General features: G+C 67.6%; 15 protein-coding genes. 11 read left to right on the top strand and 4 right to left on the bottom strand.

Annotated features, from left to right (window positions below; all coding sequences use genetic code 11):
- Positions 1-45 precede the first annotated feature (45 nt).
- From AC07M9_RS03335 to AC07M9_RS03305, 7 genes are all read left to right on the top strand, one after another.
- On the top strand, positions 46-438 hold the full coding sequence (locus AC07M9_RS03335; protein ID WP_494881296.1) for a MerR family transcriptional regulator: 393 nt from the start codon (positions 46-48) through the stop codon (positions 436-438).
- Positions 435-1,286, top strand: coding sequence for an acyl-CoA thioesterase (locus AC07M9_RS03330; protein ID WP_494881294.1), 852 nt, complete (start codon positions 435-437; stop codon positions 1,284-1,286). The genes AC07M9_RS03335 and AC07M9_RS03330 overlap by 4 nt, the downstream gene beginning before the upstream one ends.
- A 197-nt stretch (positions 1,287-1,483) precedes the next feature.
- Positions 1,484-2,506 carry a sulfate ABC transporter substrate-binding protein gene (locus tag AC07M9_RS03325; RefSeq protein WP_494881292.1) on the top strand — a complete coding sequence of 341 codons (1,023 nt, stop codon included), beginning with the start codon at positions 1,484-1,486 and terminating at the stop codon, positions 2,504-2,506.
- Between the two features lie 340 nt (positions 2,507-2,846).
- The gene (gene cysT / locus AC07M9_RS03320) at positions 2,847-3,716 is read left to right on the top strand and encodes a sulfate ABC transporter permease subunit CysT (protein ID WP_494881290.1); all 870 of its coding nucleotides are present in this window, start codon (positions 2,847-2,849) and stop codon (positions 3,714-3,716) included.
- Complete coding sequence (gene cysW, locus AC07M9_RS03315; protein WP_494881288.1) at positions 3,713-4,546, top strand: sulfate ABC transporter permease subunit CysW; 834 nt, start codon at positions 3,713-3,715, stop codon at positions 4,544-4,546. The genes cysT and cysW overlap by 4 nt, the downstream gene beginning before the upstream one ends.
- Positions 4,543-5,493 carry a sulfate/molybdate ABC transporter ATP-binding protein gene (locus AC07M9_RS03310; protein WP_494881286.1) on the top strand — a complete coding sequence of 317 codons (951 nt, stop codon included), beginning with the start codon at positions 4,543-4,545 and terminating at the stop codon, positions 5,491-5,493. Before cysW ends, AC07M9_RS03310 begins: the two co-directional genes overlap by 4 nt.
- Before the next feature lie 442 nt (positions 5,494-5,935).
- Entirely contained in the window at positions 5,936-7,558 is a 1,623-nt protein-coding gene (locus AC07M9_RS03305) for a sulfatase-like hydrolase/transferase (protein WP_494881284.1), read from the top strand.
- A gap of 26 nt (positions 7,559-7,584) precedes the next feature.
- Here AC07M9_RS03305 and AC07M9_RS03300 read toward each other — a convergent pair whose 3' ends face one another.
- Genes AC07M9_RS03300 through AC07M9_RS03290 form a run of 3 tightly spaced genes read right to left on the bottom strand, consistent with a single transcriptional unit; the run spans position 7,585 to position 9,282 of the window.
- A complete protein-coding gene (locus AC07M9_RS03300; protein ID WP_494881283.1) occupies positions 7,585-7,845 on the bottom strand; it encodes a hypothetical protein in 261 nt (86 codons plus the stop codon).
- Entirely contained in the window at positions 7,845-8,489 is a 645-nt protein-coding gene (locus tag AC07M9_RS03295; RefSeq protein ID WP_494881281.1) for a TetR family transcriptional regulator, read from the bottom strand. Before AC07M9_RS03295 ends, AC07M9_RS03300 begins: the two co-directional genes overlap by 1 nt.
- 7 nt (positions 8,490-8,496) lie before the next feature.
- Positions 8,497-9,282 (bottom strand): SDR family oxidoreductase, encoded by a 786-nt coding sequence (locus AC07M9_RS03290; RefSeq protein ID WP_494881280.1) that lies wholly within the window; start codon positions 9,280-9,282, stop codon positions 8,497-8,499.
- Between the two features lie 464 nt (positions 9,283-9,746).
- Between AC07M9_RS03290 and AC07M9_RS03285 the strand changes: the two genes are divergently transcribed.
- Positions 9,747-12,758 carry a TonB-dependent receptor plug domain-containing protein gene (locus tag AC07M9_RS03285; protein WP_494881279.1) on the top strand — a complete coding sequence of 1,004 codons (3,012 nt, stop codon included), beginning with the start codon at positions 9,747-9,749 and terminating at the stop codon, positions 12,756-12,758.
- A 137-nt stretch (positions 12,759-12,895) separates the two neighbouring features.
- Here the strand turns inward: AC07M9_RS03285 and clpB are convergent, their stop codons facing one another.
- Positions 12,896-15,475: an ATP-dependent chaperone ClpB gene (gene clpB / locus AC07M9_RS03280; RefSeq protein WP_494881278.1), complete on the bottom strand. Its 2,580-nt coding sequence runs from the start codon at positions 15,473-15,475 to the stop codon at positions 12,896-12,898.
- A 235-nt stretch (positions 15,476-15,710) separates the two neighbouring features.
- On the opposite strand from clpB, the gene AC07M9_RS03275 reads away from it, so the two are divergent.
- From AC07M9_RS03275 to AC07M9_RS03265, 3 genes are all read left to right on the top strand, one after another.
- Positions 15,711-16,166 (top strand): nuclear transport factor 2 family protein, encoded by a 456-nt coding sequence (locus tag AC07M9_RS03275; RefSeq protein ID WP_494881276.1) that lies wholly within the window; start codon positions 15,711-15,713, stop codon positions 16,164-16,166.
- Positions 16,167-16,417: 251 nt separating this feature from the next.
- Positions 16,418-19,336 (top strand): M16 family metallopeptidase, encoded by a 2,919-nt coding sequence (locus tag AC07M9_RS03270; RefSeq protein ID WP_494881275.1) that lies wholly within the window; start codon positions 16,418-16,420, stop codon positions 19,334-19,336.
- Between the two features lie 2 nt (positions 19,337-19,338).
- Positions 19,339-19,641, top strand: coding sequence for a hypothetical protein (locus AC07M9_RS03265; RefSeq protein WP_494883880.1), 303 nt, complete (start codon positions 19,339-19,341; stop codon positions 19,639-19,641).
- Positions 19,642-19,671: the final 30 nt, after the last annotated feature.

The raw sequence follows: 19,671 nt of genomic DNA, 5'->3' as shown, positions 1-19,671 counted from the left end.
CCCCCGGCCTCCGCTCCCCTGCCCGAGCACGCGGAACAGCCTGAGATGACCGGCATCCAGGACGTGGCGACTCAGCTCGGCGTGACGATGCGGACCTTGCGCTTCTACGAGGACAAGGGCCTGATCGCGCCGCAGCGGGTGGGCACCATGCGCATCTATTCGAAGCGCGAGATCGGGCGGATGCAGCTGATCCTGCGCGGCAAGCGCCTGGGCTTCTCGATCCGCGAGATCAAGGAATTCCTCGACCTCTACGACGTCGATCCCGAGCACCATGAGCAGGTCCGCATCCTCCAGGCCAAGGTCGCCACCCGCGTGGACGACCTGCGCAAGCAGAAGCGCGCGATCGAGCAGACGCTGGAGGAACTGCTGTCGATCGAACGGCAGGCCCTCGCATGGCTGGAAGGCTCGCCGGTCAAGCCGGTCGGGAACACCGCATGACCGAAGCCGTCGCCGAATTGAAGTCGCTGCTCGAGGTCGAGGAGATCGACACCGACCTGTTTCGCGGCGCCGCCTCGGCCGAAGGGCCGGGCCGCGTGTTCGGCGGTCAGGTGGTTGCGCAGGCGCTCGCCGCCGCCGCGCGGGGCGTGAGCGGGGAGCAGCAGGCCCACTCGCTCCACGCCTATTTCCTGCGCGCCGGGGACACCACGCGCCCGATCATCTACCGCACCTTGCGCGATTTCGACGGCGGCAGCTTCGCCAATCGCCGCGTCGTCGCCATGCAGGGCGGCAAGCCGATCCTCAACCTTGCCGCCTCGTTCCACCGCCGCGAGGAAGGCTTTGCCCACGCCGCGCCGATGCCGCAGGTGCCGGGTCCCGAACACTGCCCAGAACTGGCCGCCGCGCTTGCCGCTGCCGGGCAGAAATTCCCGCAGGCCATGCTCGAGCGCCTCGCCGCCTTCGAGGTCCGCCCCGGCCCGCCCGCATCGGACACCGCGGGCACGCCGCGCCAGTTCCTATGGTTCCGGCTTGCGGCGCCAATGGAAGCCGACGACGCCCTGAAGCGCGTGGTCCTCGCCTACGCCAGCGACTTTGCGCTCGTCTCCACCGCGGTGCTGCCGCACTCGCCGAGCTTCTTCACGCCGGGCTTGCAGGTGGCCAGCCTCGACCACGCGGTCTGGTTCCATTCCACGCCGCAGGTGGGCGACTGGTTGCTCTATGCGATGGATAGCCCTTGGGCCGGACACGCGCGCGGCTTTGCGCGCGGGTCGATCTACGACCGCGCCGGCAATCTCGTCGCCAGCGTCGCGCAGGAGGGCCTGTGCCGCGTGGTGAAGCGCGAGGGTTGAAAGCTCTGCTTTTGCGCGCCCTCGATACCATTGCTCCATTGTCAATCAATCCAATTGAGTTGACGGGCGGAACTGAGTAGTCGGATCGCATGAGGACGGACGCCTTGCCAGGTCGCCGCAGAACGCGGATGACGGCGCCAGGCAGCCGAAGCCCCTGCCGGGCATTGTTCCGGCGGACACGATCTGGAGACGACACGATGCACAAATCCCGCGCAGTGCTGGCCGTGGCCCTGGGCCTTGCGATCGCGCTTCCCGGCTGCTCCGGCGGCGGAGAGGGCAAGTCGGGCGCGGTCCAGATCACCAACGTCAGCTACGACCCCACGCGCGAACTGTACGAGGCGATCAACCCCGCCTTCGCCGCGTACTGGAAGAAGAAGACCGGCAAGAACGTCAGCTTCCGCATGAGCCATGGCGGCTCCGGCAAGCAGAGCCGCGCGATCATCGACGGCCTCGACGCCGATGTCGCCACCCTCGCGCTGGCCTACGACATCGACGCGATCGCCGACAAGGCGAAGCTCCTCCCCGCCGACTGGCAGACCGCGCTGCCCGACAATTCCTCGCCCTACACCTCGACGATCGTGTTCCTCGTGCGCAAGGGCAATCCCAAGGGCATCCGCGACTGGGCCGACCTGGTCAAGCCGGGCGTCGAGGTCATCACCCCGAACCCCAAGACCAGCGGCGGCGCCCGCTGGAACTTCCTCGCCGCCTGGGCCTATGGCCGCAAGGCCGGCGGCTCCGATCAGGCCGCTGAAACGTACGTCCGCAATCTCTTCACCCACGTCCCCGTGCTCGACAGCGGCGCACGCGGCGCGACAACGACCTTCGTGGAGCGCGGCATCGGCGACGTGCTGATCGCCTGGGAGAACGAGGCTCTCCTCGCCGAGAAGAAGCTGGGCGCGGGCAAGTTCCAGATCGTCGCCCCGTCGATCTCTATCCTCGCCGAACCGCCGGTCGCGGTGGTGGCTAAGAACGCGGCGAAGCACCACACCGAGGAAGTCTCCAAGGCCTACCTAGAGTACCTCTATACCCCCGAAGCGCAGGTCGCGATCGCCCGCAACTTCTACCGCCCGAGCGACCCCAAGATCGCCGTGCAGTTCAAGTCGACCTTCCCCGACATCCCGATGGCCACCATCGACAAGGACTTCGGCGGCTGGCGCGCCGCCCAGAAGACGTTCTTCGACGACGGGGGCGTGTTCGACCGCATCTCCACGAAGAAATGATGACGCGCGCTCGCCGGTTGCCCGATGCCATCGAAACGCGATTGCCCATAAAACCCCGTCGCCCCCGCGAAGGCGGGGGCCCCGCTTCCTTCGCGCGCTTGAAGGAACAAGCGGGATCCCCGCCTTCGCGGGGATGACGAGGGTTTTGAGCGGAAAGTTCGATTGGCCTTTTCAGCACAGGCAGGAAGGTGTTCCAAACCCACGTTCCGTTCGTGTCGAGCGAAGTCGAGACACCCAGAGCCCGGGCTGGCCTACCTCGACTTCGCTCGACACGAACGGATGAGCAGTGTTTTACCCAGGCAGACCGGACTTTCATGACGAATCGAGCAGACCCCTGCAGATGACCGCATCCCTCGCCGCCCCCTTGCCCAGCCGGGCCCGCCGCCGCTGGCGCCAGCCGTCGGTGCTGCCGGGCTTCGGCCTGACGTTCGGGCTCAGCCTCGGCTGGCTGACGCTGATCGTGCTGATCCCGCTGGCGACGATCTTCCTCAAGTCCGCGGGCATGGGCTGGGACCAGTTCGTCGCCGTTGGGCTCTCGGATCGCGCCATGGCCGCCTATCGGCTGAGCTTCGGCACGGCCGCCGCCGCAGGCCTCGTCAACGCGGTGTTCGGGCTGCTCGTGGCGTGGGTGCTGGTGCGTTACACCTTCCCCGGCCAGCGGCTCATCGGCGCCGTGGTCGACCTGCCCTTCGCGCTGCCCACCGCCGTCGCCGGTATCGCGCTCACCACGCTCTATTCGCCGAGCGGCTGGGTCGGCCAGTTCCTCGACCCGCTGGGCATCAAGGTCGCCTTCACGCCGATCGGCATCACCGTGGCGCTGGTCTTCATCGGCCTGCCCTTCGTGGTGCGCTCGGTCGAGCCGGTGCTGGCGGACCTCGGCCACGACGTCGAGGAAGCCGCCGCGACGCTCGGCGCCACCCGGTTCCAGACCTTCCGGCGCGTGATCTTCCCCGCGATCTTCCCCGCCCTCCTCACCGGCTTCGCGCTCGCCTTCGCGCGCGGCGTGGGCGAGTACGGATCGGTGATCTTCATCTCGGGCAACATGCCCGGCCGCACCGAGATCGCGCCGCTGCTGATCGTTACCCAGCTGGAGCAGTACAATTACGACGGCGCCACCGCGATCGCCACGATCATGATGCTGGTCTCCTTCGCGATCCTGCTGGCGCTCAACCTGGTCCAGGCGGCCGGCCGCCGGAGGTACGGCGCATGAGGCGTTCCACCACCGAAAGCCGCGCGCTGCAGTTTGTGCTGATCGGCACCGCGCTGGTGTTCCTCGCCTTCTTCCTGCTGCTCCCCCTCGTCGCAGTCTTCGGCGAGGCGCTGAAGGCGGGCATCGGCCCGTTCCTCGACGCCGTTTCCGCGCCCGACGCCTTGTCCGCCATCAAGCTGACCCTGCTGATCGCGGCGATCAGCGTGCCGCTCAACCTCGTCTTCGGCGTGGTGGCGAGCTGGGCGATCACCAAGTTCCAGTTCCCCGGCAAGAGCCTGCTGATCTCGCTGATCGACCTGCCCTTCTCGGTCTCGCCGGTGGTCTCGGGCCTGATGTTCGTGCTGCTGTTCGGCGCCAACGGCTGGTTCGGACCGTGGCTGGCGGAGCATGACCTCAAGATCATCTTCGCGGTCCCCGGCATCGTCCTTGCCACCGTGTTCATCACCTTCCCCTTCGTCGCGCGCGAGCTGATCCCGCTGATGATGGAGCAGGGCAAGGACGAGGAGGAGGCCGCGATCTCGCTGGGCGCCAGCGGCTGGCAGACGTTCCGCCACGTCACCCTGCCCAACATCCGCTGGGGCCTGCTCTACGGCGTGCTGCTCTGCAATGCGCGCGCGATGGGAGAGTTCGGCGCCGTCTCGGTCGTCTCCGGGCACATCCGGGGCGAGACCAACACGATGCCGCTCCACGTCGAGATCCTCTACAACGAATACGACTTCGTCGGCGCCTTCGCGGTCGCCTCGCTGCTCGCAGGCCTCGCGCTGGTGACGCTCGTCGCCAAGACCGTGCTGGAGTGGCGCTTCAACCTTCACGGGAGTGCCTCGCATTGATCCGGGTCCAGAACGTCACCAAGACCTTCGGCGATTTCGCCGCGCTTCACGGCATCGACCTGGAGATAAAGCCGGGTGAATTCGTCGCCCTGCTCGGCCCCTCGGGTTCGGGCAAGACGACCTTGCTGCGCATCATCGCCGGGCTCGAATTCCAGGACGGCGGCGAAGTCCTGTTCGACGGCGAAGACGTCTCCAGCCGCTCGGTGGGCGAGCGCCATGTCGGGTTCGTGTTCCAGCAATACGCGCTGTTCAAGCACATGACCGTGGCCGAAAACGTCGCCTTCGGCCTCTCGGTGCGCCGCAAGGGCCGCCCGCCCAAGGCCGACATCCGCGCCCGCGCCGAGGAACTGCTGCGCCTCGTCCAGCTCGAAGGGCTCGGCAAGCGCTACCCGGGCCAGCTTTCCGGCGGCCAGCGCCAGCGCGTCGCGCTTGCCCGCGCGCTCGCCATCGAGCCGCGCGTGCTGCTGCTCGACGAGCCTTTCGGCGCGCTCGACGCCAAGGTCCGCAAGGACCTGCGCCGCTGGCTGCGCGACCTCCACGAGAGCATGGGCCTGACCTCGATCTTCGTCACCCACGACCAGGAGGAAGCGCTCGAACTCGCCGACCGCGTGGTGGTGATGGACCACGGCCGGATCGAGCAGGTCGGCACCCCCGAGCAGGTCTACATGGAGCCGGCGACGCCCTTCGTCTCGAACTTCGTGGGCGAGACCAACCTGCTGCCCGGCGGCGTCCACGCGCGTCCGCACGACATCGAGCTGGTGAGCGACGGCGGCACCCCGGTGCTGGTCGAGAACGTCTTCCGGCGCGGTGGTTCCTGGCGGGTGGAAGGCCGGATCGACGGCCACGACAAGGTCGTGGAATTCGACGTCGACGCCGCGCAGCCCGCTCCGAAACTGGGCGACACGGTGCGCATCCAGCCGCGCCGGGTCCGCGAGTTTTCCAGCTGAAGCCGTCCACCGTCGAGGAAGTCCGGGCCTTTTGATTGTGGCACCCGTTCGATCGAACGGGCAGCCATCCCAGCCAGCCGGAGGGGGTACCCGGCAGACCCACGGGTCCGTGCCGGCGACCGGCATCGGGCATCACGAGACAACGGTGGTCAAGCCGGGCTTCTTCGTTCACGAAGGTGGGCGATGCGGGGCGTGAGGGTGGACAGGCGTGGCGGAAGAAGTGTTGGCTACGGCTCCAGATAGGTCCGCAAAAGGCTGGTCATCTCTCAACTGCCTGACGGCGTCGCAAATTCTGGTCGCTTTCGCGGCGCGGTTCGCTCTGTGGCCGGCCCCTCACCCCTTGGTCGTCCTCCGAAGTTTCATGTATCATGATCTTTGGGTCATCCTCTCCTTTTCCCTTGTCTCGGGGACCCTGCTCTTCCTGTCTGGACGATGGCCCGCCATGCGGTTCGCGATCGTCGCGCTGGCCTGGGCGTTCGCGCTTGGCCATCTGGCCCTGCTGGTCATCAACGTGTCCGCCGTACAGTGGCTCGGCGCGCCGCTGACGTTTCAATGGCTGCTGGCCGCCGATATCGCCTGGAACGGAACCTCGCAGCTGATGGTCAGCTCGGTGATGACGACAGGACAGGTGATCGGCCTGGCCCTTGCGCTCCTGTCGCCGGTGGGCCTGCTTTTCCTCGCTCGACGCGGGCCGCTGGCCGGGTGGTGGGGCCGACCGGGGCCGGCAGCGCTGATGGCCGCCGGCTGCGCCTTCGTTCTCCTGACCTCGCATCCGCCCCTGCCGGATCGCTGGCGCGACGCCGTGACCAATCCGGTGGTCGAAATGGTCAGCTCCAGCATGTCGGATACGGTCCGCGACCTGCTGACAGGCCCCACCGATGGGAAAACCGGCGAATACGCGGCGCAGCAGGCCGCGCCGCCCTCGCATCCGGCCGCCGGATTGACCCGCCGGGATATCCTGGTGGTCGTGCTCGAGTCCGTGCGCGCCCGGACCGTCAGAGAGCACCTAGACGAGTTGCCGACGCTGCGCAGGCTGGCGGAGACCGGCACGCAGTACCCCAACGCCAGCGCATCCGTCTCCACGTCGTTGCGCACGATGTTCTCGCTGCTGTTCTCGCGCTATCCCCACTTCGGCTACCGGGTCGAAGCGATGGACGTGGCCAGTGGCTATCCCGAGCCCTTCCTGCGCACGTTGCGGCGCAGCGGCTATCGAAGCACCTTCATCCTGGGCGGCGACTTCGCGTTCCAGAACAGCGGCGCCATGCTGGCCAGCACCGACACCGGCCCCACCGCCGACAGCACCACCATCCGCTGCGACGCCCGCTGGGACCTCAGCGACAGGAGATTCGCGGCGAACATCTACCTCCCCGATGCGTGCACCTACGACACTGCGGAACGCTGGTTCCTGGCCACCCCCGACCCGAGGGTCGCGGTGGTCTGGCCCGAGGCCACCCATTTCCCCTACTTCGTCCAGGGTACCGGGCCGCTGCCGGCGAAAGGCTCCCCCGCGGCATACCTGGCCGCGATCAAGCATTCGGACCTGCTGCTGGGCCGGATGCTGGCGAGAATGGCCAGGGCGGGCATCCGCCCCGTAGTGCTGGTCATCGGCGACCACGGGGAGCAGTTCGGCGAACATGGCTTCCAGATGCACAGTCAGACCATATACCAGGAGGAGGTCAACATCCCCTTCATCCTGTCCGGTCCCGGGGTTCCGGCAGGCAAGCGCGACGACCGGCTGGTCAACCTGATCGACATCGCGCCGACCCTGCTTCAACTCGCCGGGGTCGACCGGCCGGCCGGCTGGCAGGGTATTTCCACGCTGGGCAGCCGGCGCAGGAGCCGGGACTATTCCTTCGCGCTGGTTCGACAGCCGCAGGCCGGCATGCGGACCGGGGGCGTCAAATACATCCACGACATGCGAACCGACCGGATCGTAGCCTACGACCTCGCCGCCGACCCCGGCGAGCAGGCGCCGCGCCATGTCGATGGCGCCGAGGCCGCGCAGGTCCGCAAGGCCATCGCCACCTGGGCTCAGTACAACGCCGCGCTCTATCGCTACCGGTAATCGCCCCGTTCGCGCCGCCATCCGCCTCAGGCGGGCGTCTCGACCAGTTCCGCGATCTCGAAGGTGAAGCGGGTCCAGCCGCGCAGCCGCGCCGCGTCCGCCAGCGGGGCTCGTTTCCTCTTCGCCTCGGCCAGCGAGCGAGCGTGGCCCCAGAAGACCTCGGTCTTGCCGTTCTCCTGCACCGCGACCACGCGCCAGTAATGGGTGAAGGCGTCGGCGGTGGGGCCGATGGTCTTCACGTAGCCGTCGGGCATCGTCGCGGTGAGGTAGCGTTTGCGGCGAGCCATCAGCGCGCGAGGATGCCCGCCATGATGATGTCGATGGTATGTGCGCGGTAGCGGTCGCGCAGTTCCTCGGTCAGGGTGTCCTGGTCGAAGCAGTGCTTGAGCACGAGCCGCGCCGAGAAGAAGCGGTCGACCGCGCCGGTGACGGTGAAGTAGAACAGCTGCGGGTCGATCTCGCGGAAGACGCCCGCCGTCACCCCGTCGCCGATCAACTGCTCGTAGGCGCGGTAGATCGGCGAGAGGTAGCAGTCCGCGATGCGGCGGGCCTCGGCGTCGTCGCTCTCGCGCACCATGCGCATGGTCAGGCGGTTGAGGTAGGGCACCTCGTAGAAGGTATCGACGACCTTCCACAAGTGGCGGCGCAGCTTGGCCTCGGGCTCCCACCCGTCCTTGGCGAGGAGCGCGTCGACGCTCCTGACGATCGCCTGCCAGTCGCGGTCGAGCAGCGCTTTGAGAAGCCCCGCCTTGTTGCCGAAGTAGTACTTCACCAGCGCCGAGTTGAGTCCGGATCGCAGGCTCAGTTCGGACAGCGAGATGTCCACCACGTCGCCCTCGCGCATGATCGCGCTCGCGGTGTCGAGCAGCATCGCGCGCGCGCCGGGGGGCGCGGCAACGTCGGTCTGCGGGAGGGCGGTGCGTTCCTTCATTGCAGCCTTACTTCGGGCCCAGGCGGATGGCGCCGTCGAGGCGGACGCTTTCGCCGTTCATGTAGTCGTGACCGAGCAGGAACAGCGCGAGGTCGGCGTATTCCTCGGCCTTGCCGAGGCGCTTGGGGAACGGCACCATCGCCGCGAGCGCATCCTGCACGCCCTGCGGCATGCCGGCCATCATCGGCGTCTCGAAGATGCCGGGCAGGATGGTGTTGACGCGGATGCCCTCGCTCATGAGATCACGCGCGACGGGCAGCGTCATCGCCAGCACGCCGCCCTTGGACGCGGCATAGGCGGCCTGGCCGATCTGCCCGTCCTGCGCCGCCACCGAGGCGGTATTGACGATCGCCCCGCGCGAACCCGACGCATCCAGCGGCTCGAGCGTGGACATGCCGGCGGCGGACTTGCTGATGCAGCGGAAGGTGCCGACGAGGTTGATGGCGATCGCCTTCTCGAACAGGGCCATGTCGTGTGCGCGCGGCTCGCCGGTCTCGCGGTTCTTGCCCACGGTCTTGGCGGCGGGCGCGATGCCGGCGCAGTTGACCAGCACGCGCTCCTGCCCGTGGGCCGCGCGTGCCTTGGCGAAGCCGGCGACGACGCTGTCCTCGTCCGTCACGTTGACCGCGCAGAACACGCCGCCGATCTCGGCCGCCAGCGCTTCGCCCGCCTCGGCGTTGAGATCGAAGATCGCGACCTTCACGCCCCTGGCGGCCAGCGCGCGCGCTGTGGCGGCGCCGAGCCCCGAGGCCGCGCCGGTGACGACGGCGGCAGTGTTGCCATCAAGCTTCATCTCGATTTCCTTTCGGTAAGCGCCCTATGCCTTCCCGGTGTCCCGCGACAAGCATTTAGACCGCATGATTTAATCAACCGGTTAAATGGCCGGGGCACGCAGGTCAATCCGCTTGGCAACGTCGCAATGCCGCTGCGCAACAGGATTTCATCGGGGCGATGGAAGGCGCAAGATTCCTTGTGGAGAATGCGCAAAGGCAACAGGTCTGTTGTTTCCGTTAAGGTCCTAGAATCCATGGCCCCTGAACGCACCATAACGCTTCGTCGCAACGGGCTGTGGCGGCATTGCAACAGCTGGGCACACAATTTGCGCGATGCGGCAAATGGGATTGAAAGCGTGTTCCCATAGAGCAACAACCGTGGCCATGGCATCGAGGTGTGAACAACACCCGAACGCCGGCAACGGGTCTCCTTCCGGTCTGGTCACGCTCCTGGAAGGCGAACGAAGCAACAAGGGACACAAAAGTGAAAACAACGATCCAGAAGGCCGCCCTCCGGGGCGCGACGAGCCTTACGGCTTTCGCACTGCTCTGCGGCACGGCATACGCGCAGGACACCGCCCCCCAGGCCGCCGACGAAGCTGCTGACGATTCGAGCGTCATCATCGTCACCGGCTCGCTGCTCCGCCAGACCGCCAAGGAAACCGCTTCGCCGGTGACCATCCTGTCGTCGGAAAGCCTGCAGCAGCGCGGCATCAACACCGCTTCGGAAGCCATCCAGCGCCTGAGCGCCAACGGCGCCGGCACCATCGCCGGCGGCTGGAACACGGGCTCGAACTTCGCGGCCGGCGCCAACGCCCCGTCGCTGCGCGGCCTGACCGTGCAGAACACGCTGTCGATCGTCGATGGCCTGCGCCTTGCTCCCTACCCGCTCGCCGACGACGGCCAGCGCAACTTCGTCGACCTCAACTCGATCCCGAACGCCATCATCGAGCGCATCGAAGTCCTCAAGGACGGCGCTTCGTCGACCTACGGCGCCGACGCGATCGCCGGCGTCGTCAACATCATCACCAAGAAGGAAATCCAGGGCGTTCACGCGAACGGCTCGGCGGGTCTTTCCGACCGCGGTGACTACGGCGAGCAGCGCATCGACCTGACCGTCGGCTACGGCGACCTGGCCGAGCAGGGCTTCAACGTCTACCTCTCGGGCGAATACCAGAAGCAGGATGCGCTCTACGCGCGTGACCGCGGCTATCCGTACAACTCGACCGACCTGACCGGCGTCTGCAACGATGCCGGCACGAGCTGCATGGCGAACCACAACTGGAACGGCTACACGCCGGAATCGGGCGTGTTCAACGGCCTGTTCTCGATCCCCGGCGTTTCGCTGATCCGCCCGGTCACCGGCGCCGCCAACACCGGTTCGGGTCGTTTCACCTACCTCAACTCGGCAACGGGCTGCGGCAACTACCCGCTCAACACAAACATCGGCACCTCGCCGACCGCGCCGATCAACGGCGTCTGCGAAGTCGACTACCAGAACGACTACCAGATGCTCCAGCCGGACATCGAGCGCTACGGCCTCACCGGCCGCGTGACGGTGAACCTGGGTGACCGCGCCCAGTTCTACGCCATGGGTACGTTCTACCAGACCAACACCTTCGCGTCGCTGACCCCGCTGGGCCTCAACGGCACGCCGGCCGCCACGCCGGGCCTGGTCCAGCCGACCGCCTACAACGTCCTGCTGCCGGTCTACGTCTGCGCCGCCGGCCAGGGCACGTTCAACAGCCTGAACACGGGCTGCAACGCCGCCAACGGCACGCTCAACCCGAACAACCCCTATGCCGCCGCCGGCCAGCGCGCCCAGGTCCTCCTGCGTTCGCCCTACGGTCGTACCGACGAGACCCATACCCGCGCCCTTCGCGGCGTGGCCGGTGTCGACGGTTCGTTCGGCGACGACTGGCGCTATGGCGTGAACTTCACGGCTTCGGAAGTTCGCCTCAAGCGCATCCAGTCGAACTACATCATCCCGTCGCGGGTGATGGACGTGGCCGCCACCGGCGCATTCGACTTCGTCAACCCGCTGTCGAACTCGCAGGACGTCTGGGACTACATCGCCCCGACCAGCCGCAACACCTCGGTGTCGAAGCTGTGGCAGGCGCAGGGCACTCTCGCCAAGGACCTGTTCCAGCTCCCCGGTGGCCCGCTGCAGGCAGCCGTCGGCATCGCCTACCGCAAGGAGTCGATCGACTCGCCTTCGGCCAACCCCGCCAACGACGCCAACCCGTTCGATCGCTACTACTCGATCAACGCCGTGGGCGCGGAAGGTTCGCGTAACGTCAAGTCGGCGTTCTTCGAACTGCAGGCTCCGGTCATCGAGCAGGTCGAGCTGACCGCCTCGGGCCGCTACGACAAGTACTCGACCGGCCAGGAGAACTTCTCGCCGAAGCTCGGCGTCAAGGTCACTCCGGTTGACGAACTCGTGCTGCGCGGCACCTTCTCGAAGGGCTTCCGCATCCCGAGCTTCAACGAAGCGTTCGGCCTGCCGACCACGGGCTACCTGGGCAACCAGAGCATCAACTGCGAAGTCTACACCGCGTACTGCGCATCGCACGCCAATGCCGACGGATCTCAGGGCGACTACACCCAGGGCACCTACAGCATCGGCCTGACGCAGACCGGCAACCCGTCGCTGAAGCCCGAAAAGTCGACCTCGTTCACTGCCGGCGTCGTCGTGGAGCCGATCCGCAACGTGTCGTTCAGCGTCGACTTCTGGCACATCAAGATCAAAAACCTGATCACCGGCGTGACCAACATCCAGCCTTACGTGGATGCCTATTACCGCAACAACGGCGTGGTGGATCTTCCCAACACGGTCGTCGTTCCGGGCACGCCCGACGATGCGCACCCCGATGCCCTGCCGCGCCTGGGCTTCATCCAGACGCCTTACCAGAACGCCGGTTCGCAGTCCGTCAGCGGTATCGACTTCGCCATCAACGCGAGCTACCCGATCACCGACTCCCTGACCCTGATCAGCCAGCTCGATGCGTCCTACACGCTCAAGTACAAGCTCAACACGGGTGAAGAGACCCTGCGCTACGACGGCACGCTCAGCCCGTGCAACATCACGTCGTGCTCGGGTGCTCCCAAGTGGCGCGGTACCTGGCAGAACACCCTGGTGTACAAGGACACCTCGGTCACTCTGACGGCCTACTACACCAAGGGCGTGAACACCGCGCAGATCGACTACGGCATGGATCCCGACGACTGCACCGGCAACGTCGATCTCGGCCTGATCTCCTACGAGGACGGCACTCCGGTGCAGTGCAAGAGCAAGGACATCTGGAACGTCGACCTGTCGATCAACCAGAAGATCAACGACAAGTTCACGATCTACGCCAACGTCCTGAACGTGTTCGACATCAAGGCGCCGGTGGACGTGAACGCGGCCTACGGCATCTACAACTACAACCCTGCCTTCGCGGGTCCGAACATCATCGGCCGCTACCTGCGCGTCGGCGCCAAGGTCGACTTCTAAAGTCTCCTCGGCTCAAAGCAGAAAAATCGGGGCGGTCTCTTCGGAGGCCGCCCTTTTTTTTTGCGCCTGCACCCGCCACGGAAAAGGCCGGCAAGGTTTCCCCCGCCGGCCTCCCGATCCGCCGCTTGTGGCGAGCCTCAGCTCACCGTCATGACCAGCGCGCCGTCGCCGTCCTCGATGTGGACGTTGGAGCCGTCGGGCACTTCGCCCGCCAGCAGCTTCTCGGCGAGCGGGTCCTGCAGGTAGCGCTGGACCGCGCGCTTGAGCGGCCGCGCGCCGTAGACCGGATCGTAACCCACCCGCCCCAGCCAGCGCCGGGCGGCGTCGGTGAGGTCGAGCACGATCTTGCGGTCCTTGAGCAGCTTCTGGACCCGCGCCACCTGGATATCGACGATCGGCGCCATGTCCGCCTGGCCGAGCCGGTGGAACAGCACGATCTCGTCGAGGCGGTTGAGGAACTCGGGCCGGAAATGCCCGCGCACCACTTCCATCACCTGAGGCTCGACCACGTCCACGTCCTGCCCTTCGTCCAGCTGGCTCAGGTACTGGCTGCCCAGGTTCGAGGTCAGGATGATGAGCGTGTTGGTGAAGTCCACCAGCCGGCCCTGCCCGTCGGTCAGCCGCCCGTCGTCGAGCACCTGCAGCAGCACGTTGAACACGTCCGGATGCGCCTTCTCGACCTCGTCGAACAGCACGACCTGGTAGGGCCGGCGCCGCACGGCCTCGGTCAGGACGCCGCCCTCGTCGTAGCCCACGTAGCCCGGAGGCGCGCCGATCAGGCGCGAGACCGCGTGCTTTTCCATGAACTCGGACATGTCGATGCGCACCATCGCGGTGTCATCGTCGAACAGGAACCCGGCGAGCGCCTTGGTGAGCTCGGTCTTGCCGACACCCGTGGGGCCGAGGAACAGGAACGAGCCCAGCGGCCGGTTCGGGTCCTGAAGACCCGCCCGCGCACGCCGCACCGCCTTGGACACGGCGATCACCGCGTCCTTCTGGCCGATCACGCGCGCGCCGATCGCCTCCTCCATCTTGAGGAGCTTCTCGCGCTCGCCCGCCAGCATCTTGTCGACCGGCACGCCGGTCCAGCGGCTGACGACACCGGCAATATCGTCCTCGGTCACTTCCTCGCGCAGGAGGGCGTTGCCGGCGGAGGCCTGCGCCTCGGCCAACTGCTTCTCCAGCGACGGGATGCGCCCGTATGACAGCTCGCCCGCCCTGGCGAGGTCGCCCGAGCGCTGCGCCTGTTCCAGCTCGATGCGCGCGGCGTCGAGCTGTTCCTTGAGCTTGCCCTCGGCGGCGATCTTGTCACGCTCGTTCTGCCAACGGGTCGTCAGCTCGCTCGACTGCTGCTCGAGGTTGCCGAGTTCGCCGCGCAAGGTCTCAAGCCGGTCGCGCGAAGCCTGGTCGGTCTCCTTGCCGAGCGCCATCTCCTCGATCTTGAGCTGGATGATGCGGCGGTCGAGCTTCTCGATCTCCTCGGGCTTGGACTCCACCTCCATGCGGATGCGGCTGGCGGCTTCGTCCATGAGGTCGATCGCCTTGTCGGGCAGGAAGCGGTTGGTGATGTAGCGGTTCGACAGCGTCGCCGCCGCCACGATGGCGCCGTCGGTGATGCGCACGCCGTGGTGCAGCTCGTACTTCTCCTTGAGCCCGCGCAGGATCGAGATGGTGTCCTCGACCGTCGGTTCGCCCACGAAGACGGGCTGGAAACGCCGCTGCAGCGCCGCGTCCTTCTCGACGTACTTCTGGTACTCATCCAGCGTGGTCGCCCCGATGCAGTGCAGCTCGCCGCGCGCCAGCGCGGGCTTGAGCAGGTTGCCCGCGTCCATCGAGCCTTCCGACGCGCCCGCACCGATCAGGGTGTGCATCTCGTCGATGAACAGGATGATCTGGCCGTCCGCCCCCTTCACCTCGTCGAGCACGGCCTTCAGGCGCTCCTCGAACTCGCCGCGGTACTTGGCGCCCGCGATCAGCGAGCCCATGTCGAGCGACATCAGGCTGCGGTCCTTGAGGCTGTCGGGCACGTCGCCGTTGGCGATGCGCAGCGCGAGGCCCTCGGCGATGGCGGTCTTGCCGACGCCGGGATCGCCGATGAGGACGGGGTTGTTCTTGGTGCGCCGCGCTAGGATCTGGATGGTGCGGCGGATCTCCTCGTCGCGGCCGATGACCGGGTCGAGCTTGCCAGCGCGCGCCGCCTCGGTGAGGTCGCGGGCGTACTTCTTCATCGCGTCGTAGGCGTTCTCCGCGCCTGCGCTGTCGGCGGTGCGGCCACCGCGCAGCTCGGTGATCGCGGCTTCGAGCGACTGCGGGGTCACGTTGCCGGCCTTGAGCGCCTGCCCCGCCCCCGTCGTGGTGGCGAGCGCCAGACCAAGCAGCAGCCGCTCGACGGTGACGTAGCTGTCGCCCGACTTGGTCGCGGCCTGCTCCGCGGCGTCGAGCACGCGCACGGCGTCATTGTCGAGCCCGGGGGCGCCAGCCGCACCGCTGCCCGAGACGACCGGCACCTTGGCCAGCGCCTTGTCGAGTTCCTGCGTCGCGAACACGGGGTTGCCGCCCGCGCGCTTGATGAGCCCGGCGGCCATGCCCTCGGGATCGTCGAGCAGCGCCTTCAGCACATGCTCGGGCGCGATGCGCTGGTGGTTCAGGCGGATCGCGACGGTCTGCGCGGCCTGGAGGAACCCCTTGGCGCGGTCGGTGAACTTTTCGAGATTCATGTTGGAAACTGCCTCCTGATCCCGTCGATATGGTGTTGCACATATGCAACACAAGGGCTCGCCAGCAAAAATTCCTCCCCTGCCGAGGTGCCCCGCAGCAAGATGGGATTACCCCAGAGAATTGCCAGAGGTACTTCGTCGGGGCGGTAATGCGCCCTGCGGCCGATCAAGGCTTGGCGCGGGCGAGCCCGCTGGCCTAGCCTCCCGGTAATAACCCCAAGGGAAGAGGCACAAAGTGGCGAAATTCACCCCCCAGCAGGCAGCGGACGTCCTTGCGGTCAAGCAGGTGGTCTACGAATGGGGCGACGAGCTCGACCTCCACAACGGCCTGTCGATGCGCGAGACCGACTGTCTGGCGGAAGACGTGCGCTACAACGTCGGCGGTCAGTGGCGCGAAGGGCTGGAAGCGGTCGAGGCGTTCTACAAGGGCCGCGCCGAGGCCATGCGCGCGGGCGCCGGCCTGATGACCATGCGCCACATCATCACCTCCCTGCGCGTCAGCTTCGACGACGACGACCACGCCAGGGTCGGTTACCTGCTGGTGTTCTTTGCGGCGCTGGGCGACGGACCTTTCGACACCTATTGCGACCCGCTCGCGGTCGCCGACGTAAAGATGGAATGCCGCCGCGGCGAGGACGGCGAATGGCGCATCACGCTGTTCGATTCGGGGCAGATCTTCAAAAAGGGTTGAGGCGCGGACGGCCCCACGCTGTCGCAAGATCGCGTGAATCAGCCCCATCGCCGTCGCCCCCGCGTAGGCGGGGGCCCCGCTCCCTTCCGCGCGACGCCAAAAGAACAAGCGGGGTCCCCGCCTGCGCGGGGACGACGGGATTGGGTCTTCCGGCGTGTGCCGATTTGCTTTTCCCGGGTCGCGCCTGAAGACCCGCGAGCCTCCGCCGTTTGCCTCTGGCCCTTGCGAAACAAGCTGCTAACCTCCCGGCCATGCGACTTTCCCCCACGCCGAGCCTGACCGCCCTGGCCGCCGCCCTCTCCCTCTCCGCCTGCGCGACGACGACGCCGACCGGCTCCCCGGTCGCCGATGCCGGCCCGCCCCCCCAGGCACCCACGCCCGCCGCCGCCTCGCCGCAGGAACTGGTCTCGCGCGTGGACATCCCGTTCGAGAAGTTCGTGCTGCCCAACGGGCTGACCACGATCGTCCACACCGACCGCAAGTCGCCGATCGTCGCCGTCACGATGTACTACAAGGTCGGCTCCAAGAACGAGCCGCGCGGCAAGACCGGCTTTGCGCATCTCTACGAGCACCTGTTCTTCGGCGGCTCGGCCAACGTGCCCAACTTCGACATCCCGCTCGACGCCGCCGGCTCGACGCCCACCAACGGCTCGACCTGGTACGACCGCACCAACTACGTCGAGACCGTGCCCACCGGCGCGCTCGACCTCGCGCTGTTCATGGAGAGCGACCGTATGGGCGCGCTGCTGCCCGCGGTCACCCAGGACAAGCTCGACAAGCAGCGGGGCGTCGTCCAGAACGAGAAGCGCCAGGGCGACAACCAGCCCTACGGCCTCGCCGAATACGCCGTTTCCGACGGGCTGTTCCCGGTCGGCCACCCCTACCGCCACTCCACCATCGGCTCGATGGCCGACCTCGACGCCGCCAGCCTGGGCGACGTGCGCAAGTGGTTCGCCGACCATTACGGGCCCAACAACGTCGTGCTGGTCCTCTCGGGCGACGTCGATGCCGCAACCGCGCGGCCCAAGGTCGAAAAGTGGTTCGGCGCGATCCTCAAGGGGCCTGCCGTGGCGCCGGTCCAGGCCGGCCCGGTCACTCTCGCCGCCCCGATCTCGCGCGACATGGCCGACCAGGTGCCGGTGCTGCGCCTCACCCGCCAGTGGAGCGGCCCCGGCCTCAACGAAGCCGACACCCCCGCGCTGCGCATCGGCATGACCGTGCTCGGCGGCCTCGCCAGTTCGCGGCTCGACAACGCGCTGGTGCGCGGGCAGCAGCTCGCCGTCTCGGTGAGCGCCTCGGCGCAGGTGTTCGAGCAGATCAGCATCCTCGACATGACCATGGACGTGAAGCCGGGCGTCCAGCGCCCCGCCGCCGAAGCCGCGTTCGACAAGGTGCTCACCGACTTCCTCGACAAGGGCCCGAGCACGGACGAGGTGAAGCGTGCCGTCGTCAGCACGCTTTCCGGCGAGATCGGCGGGCTGGAGCAGGTCGGCGGCTTCTCCGGCAAGGGTAGCACGCTGGCCGAGGGTCAGGTCTATTCGGGCGATCCGGCCAAGTACAAGGCGGACCTCCAGGCCATCGCCGCGCTCACGCCGGGCGCGGTGCAGGCGGCGATGCGCAAGTGGCTCGGCCGCCCCGTCTACAAGCTCGCCATCGTGCCGGGCCCGCGCACCGACAGCGGCAACGTGATGGGCGGCTGGGGCGACGAGAAGGACAACCCCGCGCCCTCCCCCGACGCGCGCGCCAAGGCACCGAAGCTCGCCCCTGCACCGAAGCGCGCATCGCCGCCGGTGGCCCCCGTCGGCGAACTCGCCTTCCCGGCGATCGAGCGCACCACGCTGTCGAACGGCATCCCGGTGGCGCTCGCCCGCCGCACTGCCGTGCCCAAGCTCGTCCTCTCGATCGACTTCGACGCCGGCTACGCCGCCGACGCGCTCGACACGCCGGGCACGCAAGGCCTGATGCTGGGCATGCTCGAGGAAGGCACGAAAACGCGCAACGCCACCCAGATCGCCGAGGAGCAGGAGCGCCTCGGCGCCTCGGTCGGCACCGGCGCCACGCCCGACACCAGCAGCGTGACGCTCAGCGCGCTCAGCGCCAACCTCGCGCCTTCGCTGGCGCTGACCGCCGACCTGCTGCTGCACCCCGCCTTCGCGCAGGCCGACTTCGACCGCGCCCGCGGGCAGGCCGAGGCCGAACTGTCGCAAGCCGAATCGAACCCGTCCGCGCTCGCCGCGCGCACGCTGGGCGCCGAACTCTACGGCAGCCACCCTTACGCGCAGCCGGCCGACGGTCTCGGCACCCGGATCGCGCTGGAGTCGCTGACGCCTGCCGCGCTACGCGCCGCCCACGCCAAGTGGCTGCGCCCCGACCTCGCGCGGATCACCGTCGTCGGCGACGTGACGATGGAGGAACTGAAACCCCTGCTGGAAAAGGCGCTCGGCGGCTGGAAGGCCCCCGCCGCGCCGAGGCCGGTCAAGGCTCTCGACACGCAGACGCCCGCTCCCGCCGCCCGCATCGTGCTCATCGACCGGCCCAATTCGCCGCAGTCGGTGATCTACGCGGGCCGGGTGCTGCCCCTCACCGGCACTGCGCCGGGCGAGGAGCCGCTGGCGCTGGCCAACGACGTGGTCGGCAACAACTTCCTCTCGCGCCTCAACCTCGACATCCGCGAGGACAAGGGCTGGAGCTACGGCGTGGCGAGCCGGATCAGCCAGTCGATGGGCCCACGCGCACTGCAGGTCGTGGCGCCCGTCCAGGCCGACCGCACCGGCGATTCGGTCCGCGCCATCATCAAGGACATGGCCGCCTTCCCGGCCAGGCAGCCGGTTTCCGCCGTCGAGTACCAGCGCGTCACCGAAGGTGCGATCCGTGGCCTGCCCAACCAGTTCGAGACCAACGGCGCGGTGCTCGCCGCGATCGTCAAGAACGACCGCCTCGGCCGGCCTGAGGACTACTACGTCAAGCTGGCGGCCACCTACCGCGCCATCGACGCGAAGCGCATCGGTGCGGCGGCCGGGCAGTACCTCCAGCCGACCGACCTGACCTGGGTCATCGTCGGTGACCGCAAGGTGGTGGAACCCCAGCTAGCGGGCCTCGGTTTACCGGTGGAAGTGCGCCCGGCACCCGCCGCGACCGGCGACGAGGGCGCCGAGGAGCAAGGAGAATGACGATGTCCGTTGCAGGCACTTACGACTGCGTGACCAATACCCCGCTCGGCCGCCAGAAGGGTGTGCTGACGATCGTGCCGGGCGCCGGGGACAGCTTCACCGGCAACATCACCGGCGACCTCGGCAGCATGGACATCGCCGACGGCCGCATCGCCGGCCAGACGCTCGCGTGGTCGATGAAGATGACCGTGCCGATGCCCATGGACCTCGACTGCACCGCCACCATCGACGGCGACCAGCTGACCGGCAGGATCAAGGCGGGCATGTTCGGTTCGATGGAACTGACGGGAACGCGGCAGGTATAGCCGCCTCGTCCCGGCGCAGGCCGGGACTGC

It is taken from the genome of Novosphingobium sp. GW821-FHT09E05 (genome assembly GCF_059416165.1).
This window is presented reverse-complemented; position numbering and strand designations above follow the sequence as displayed.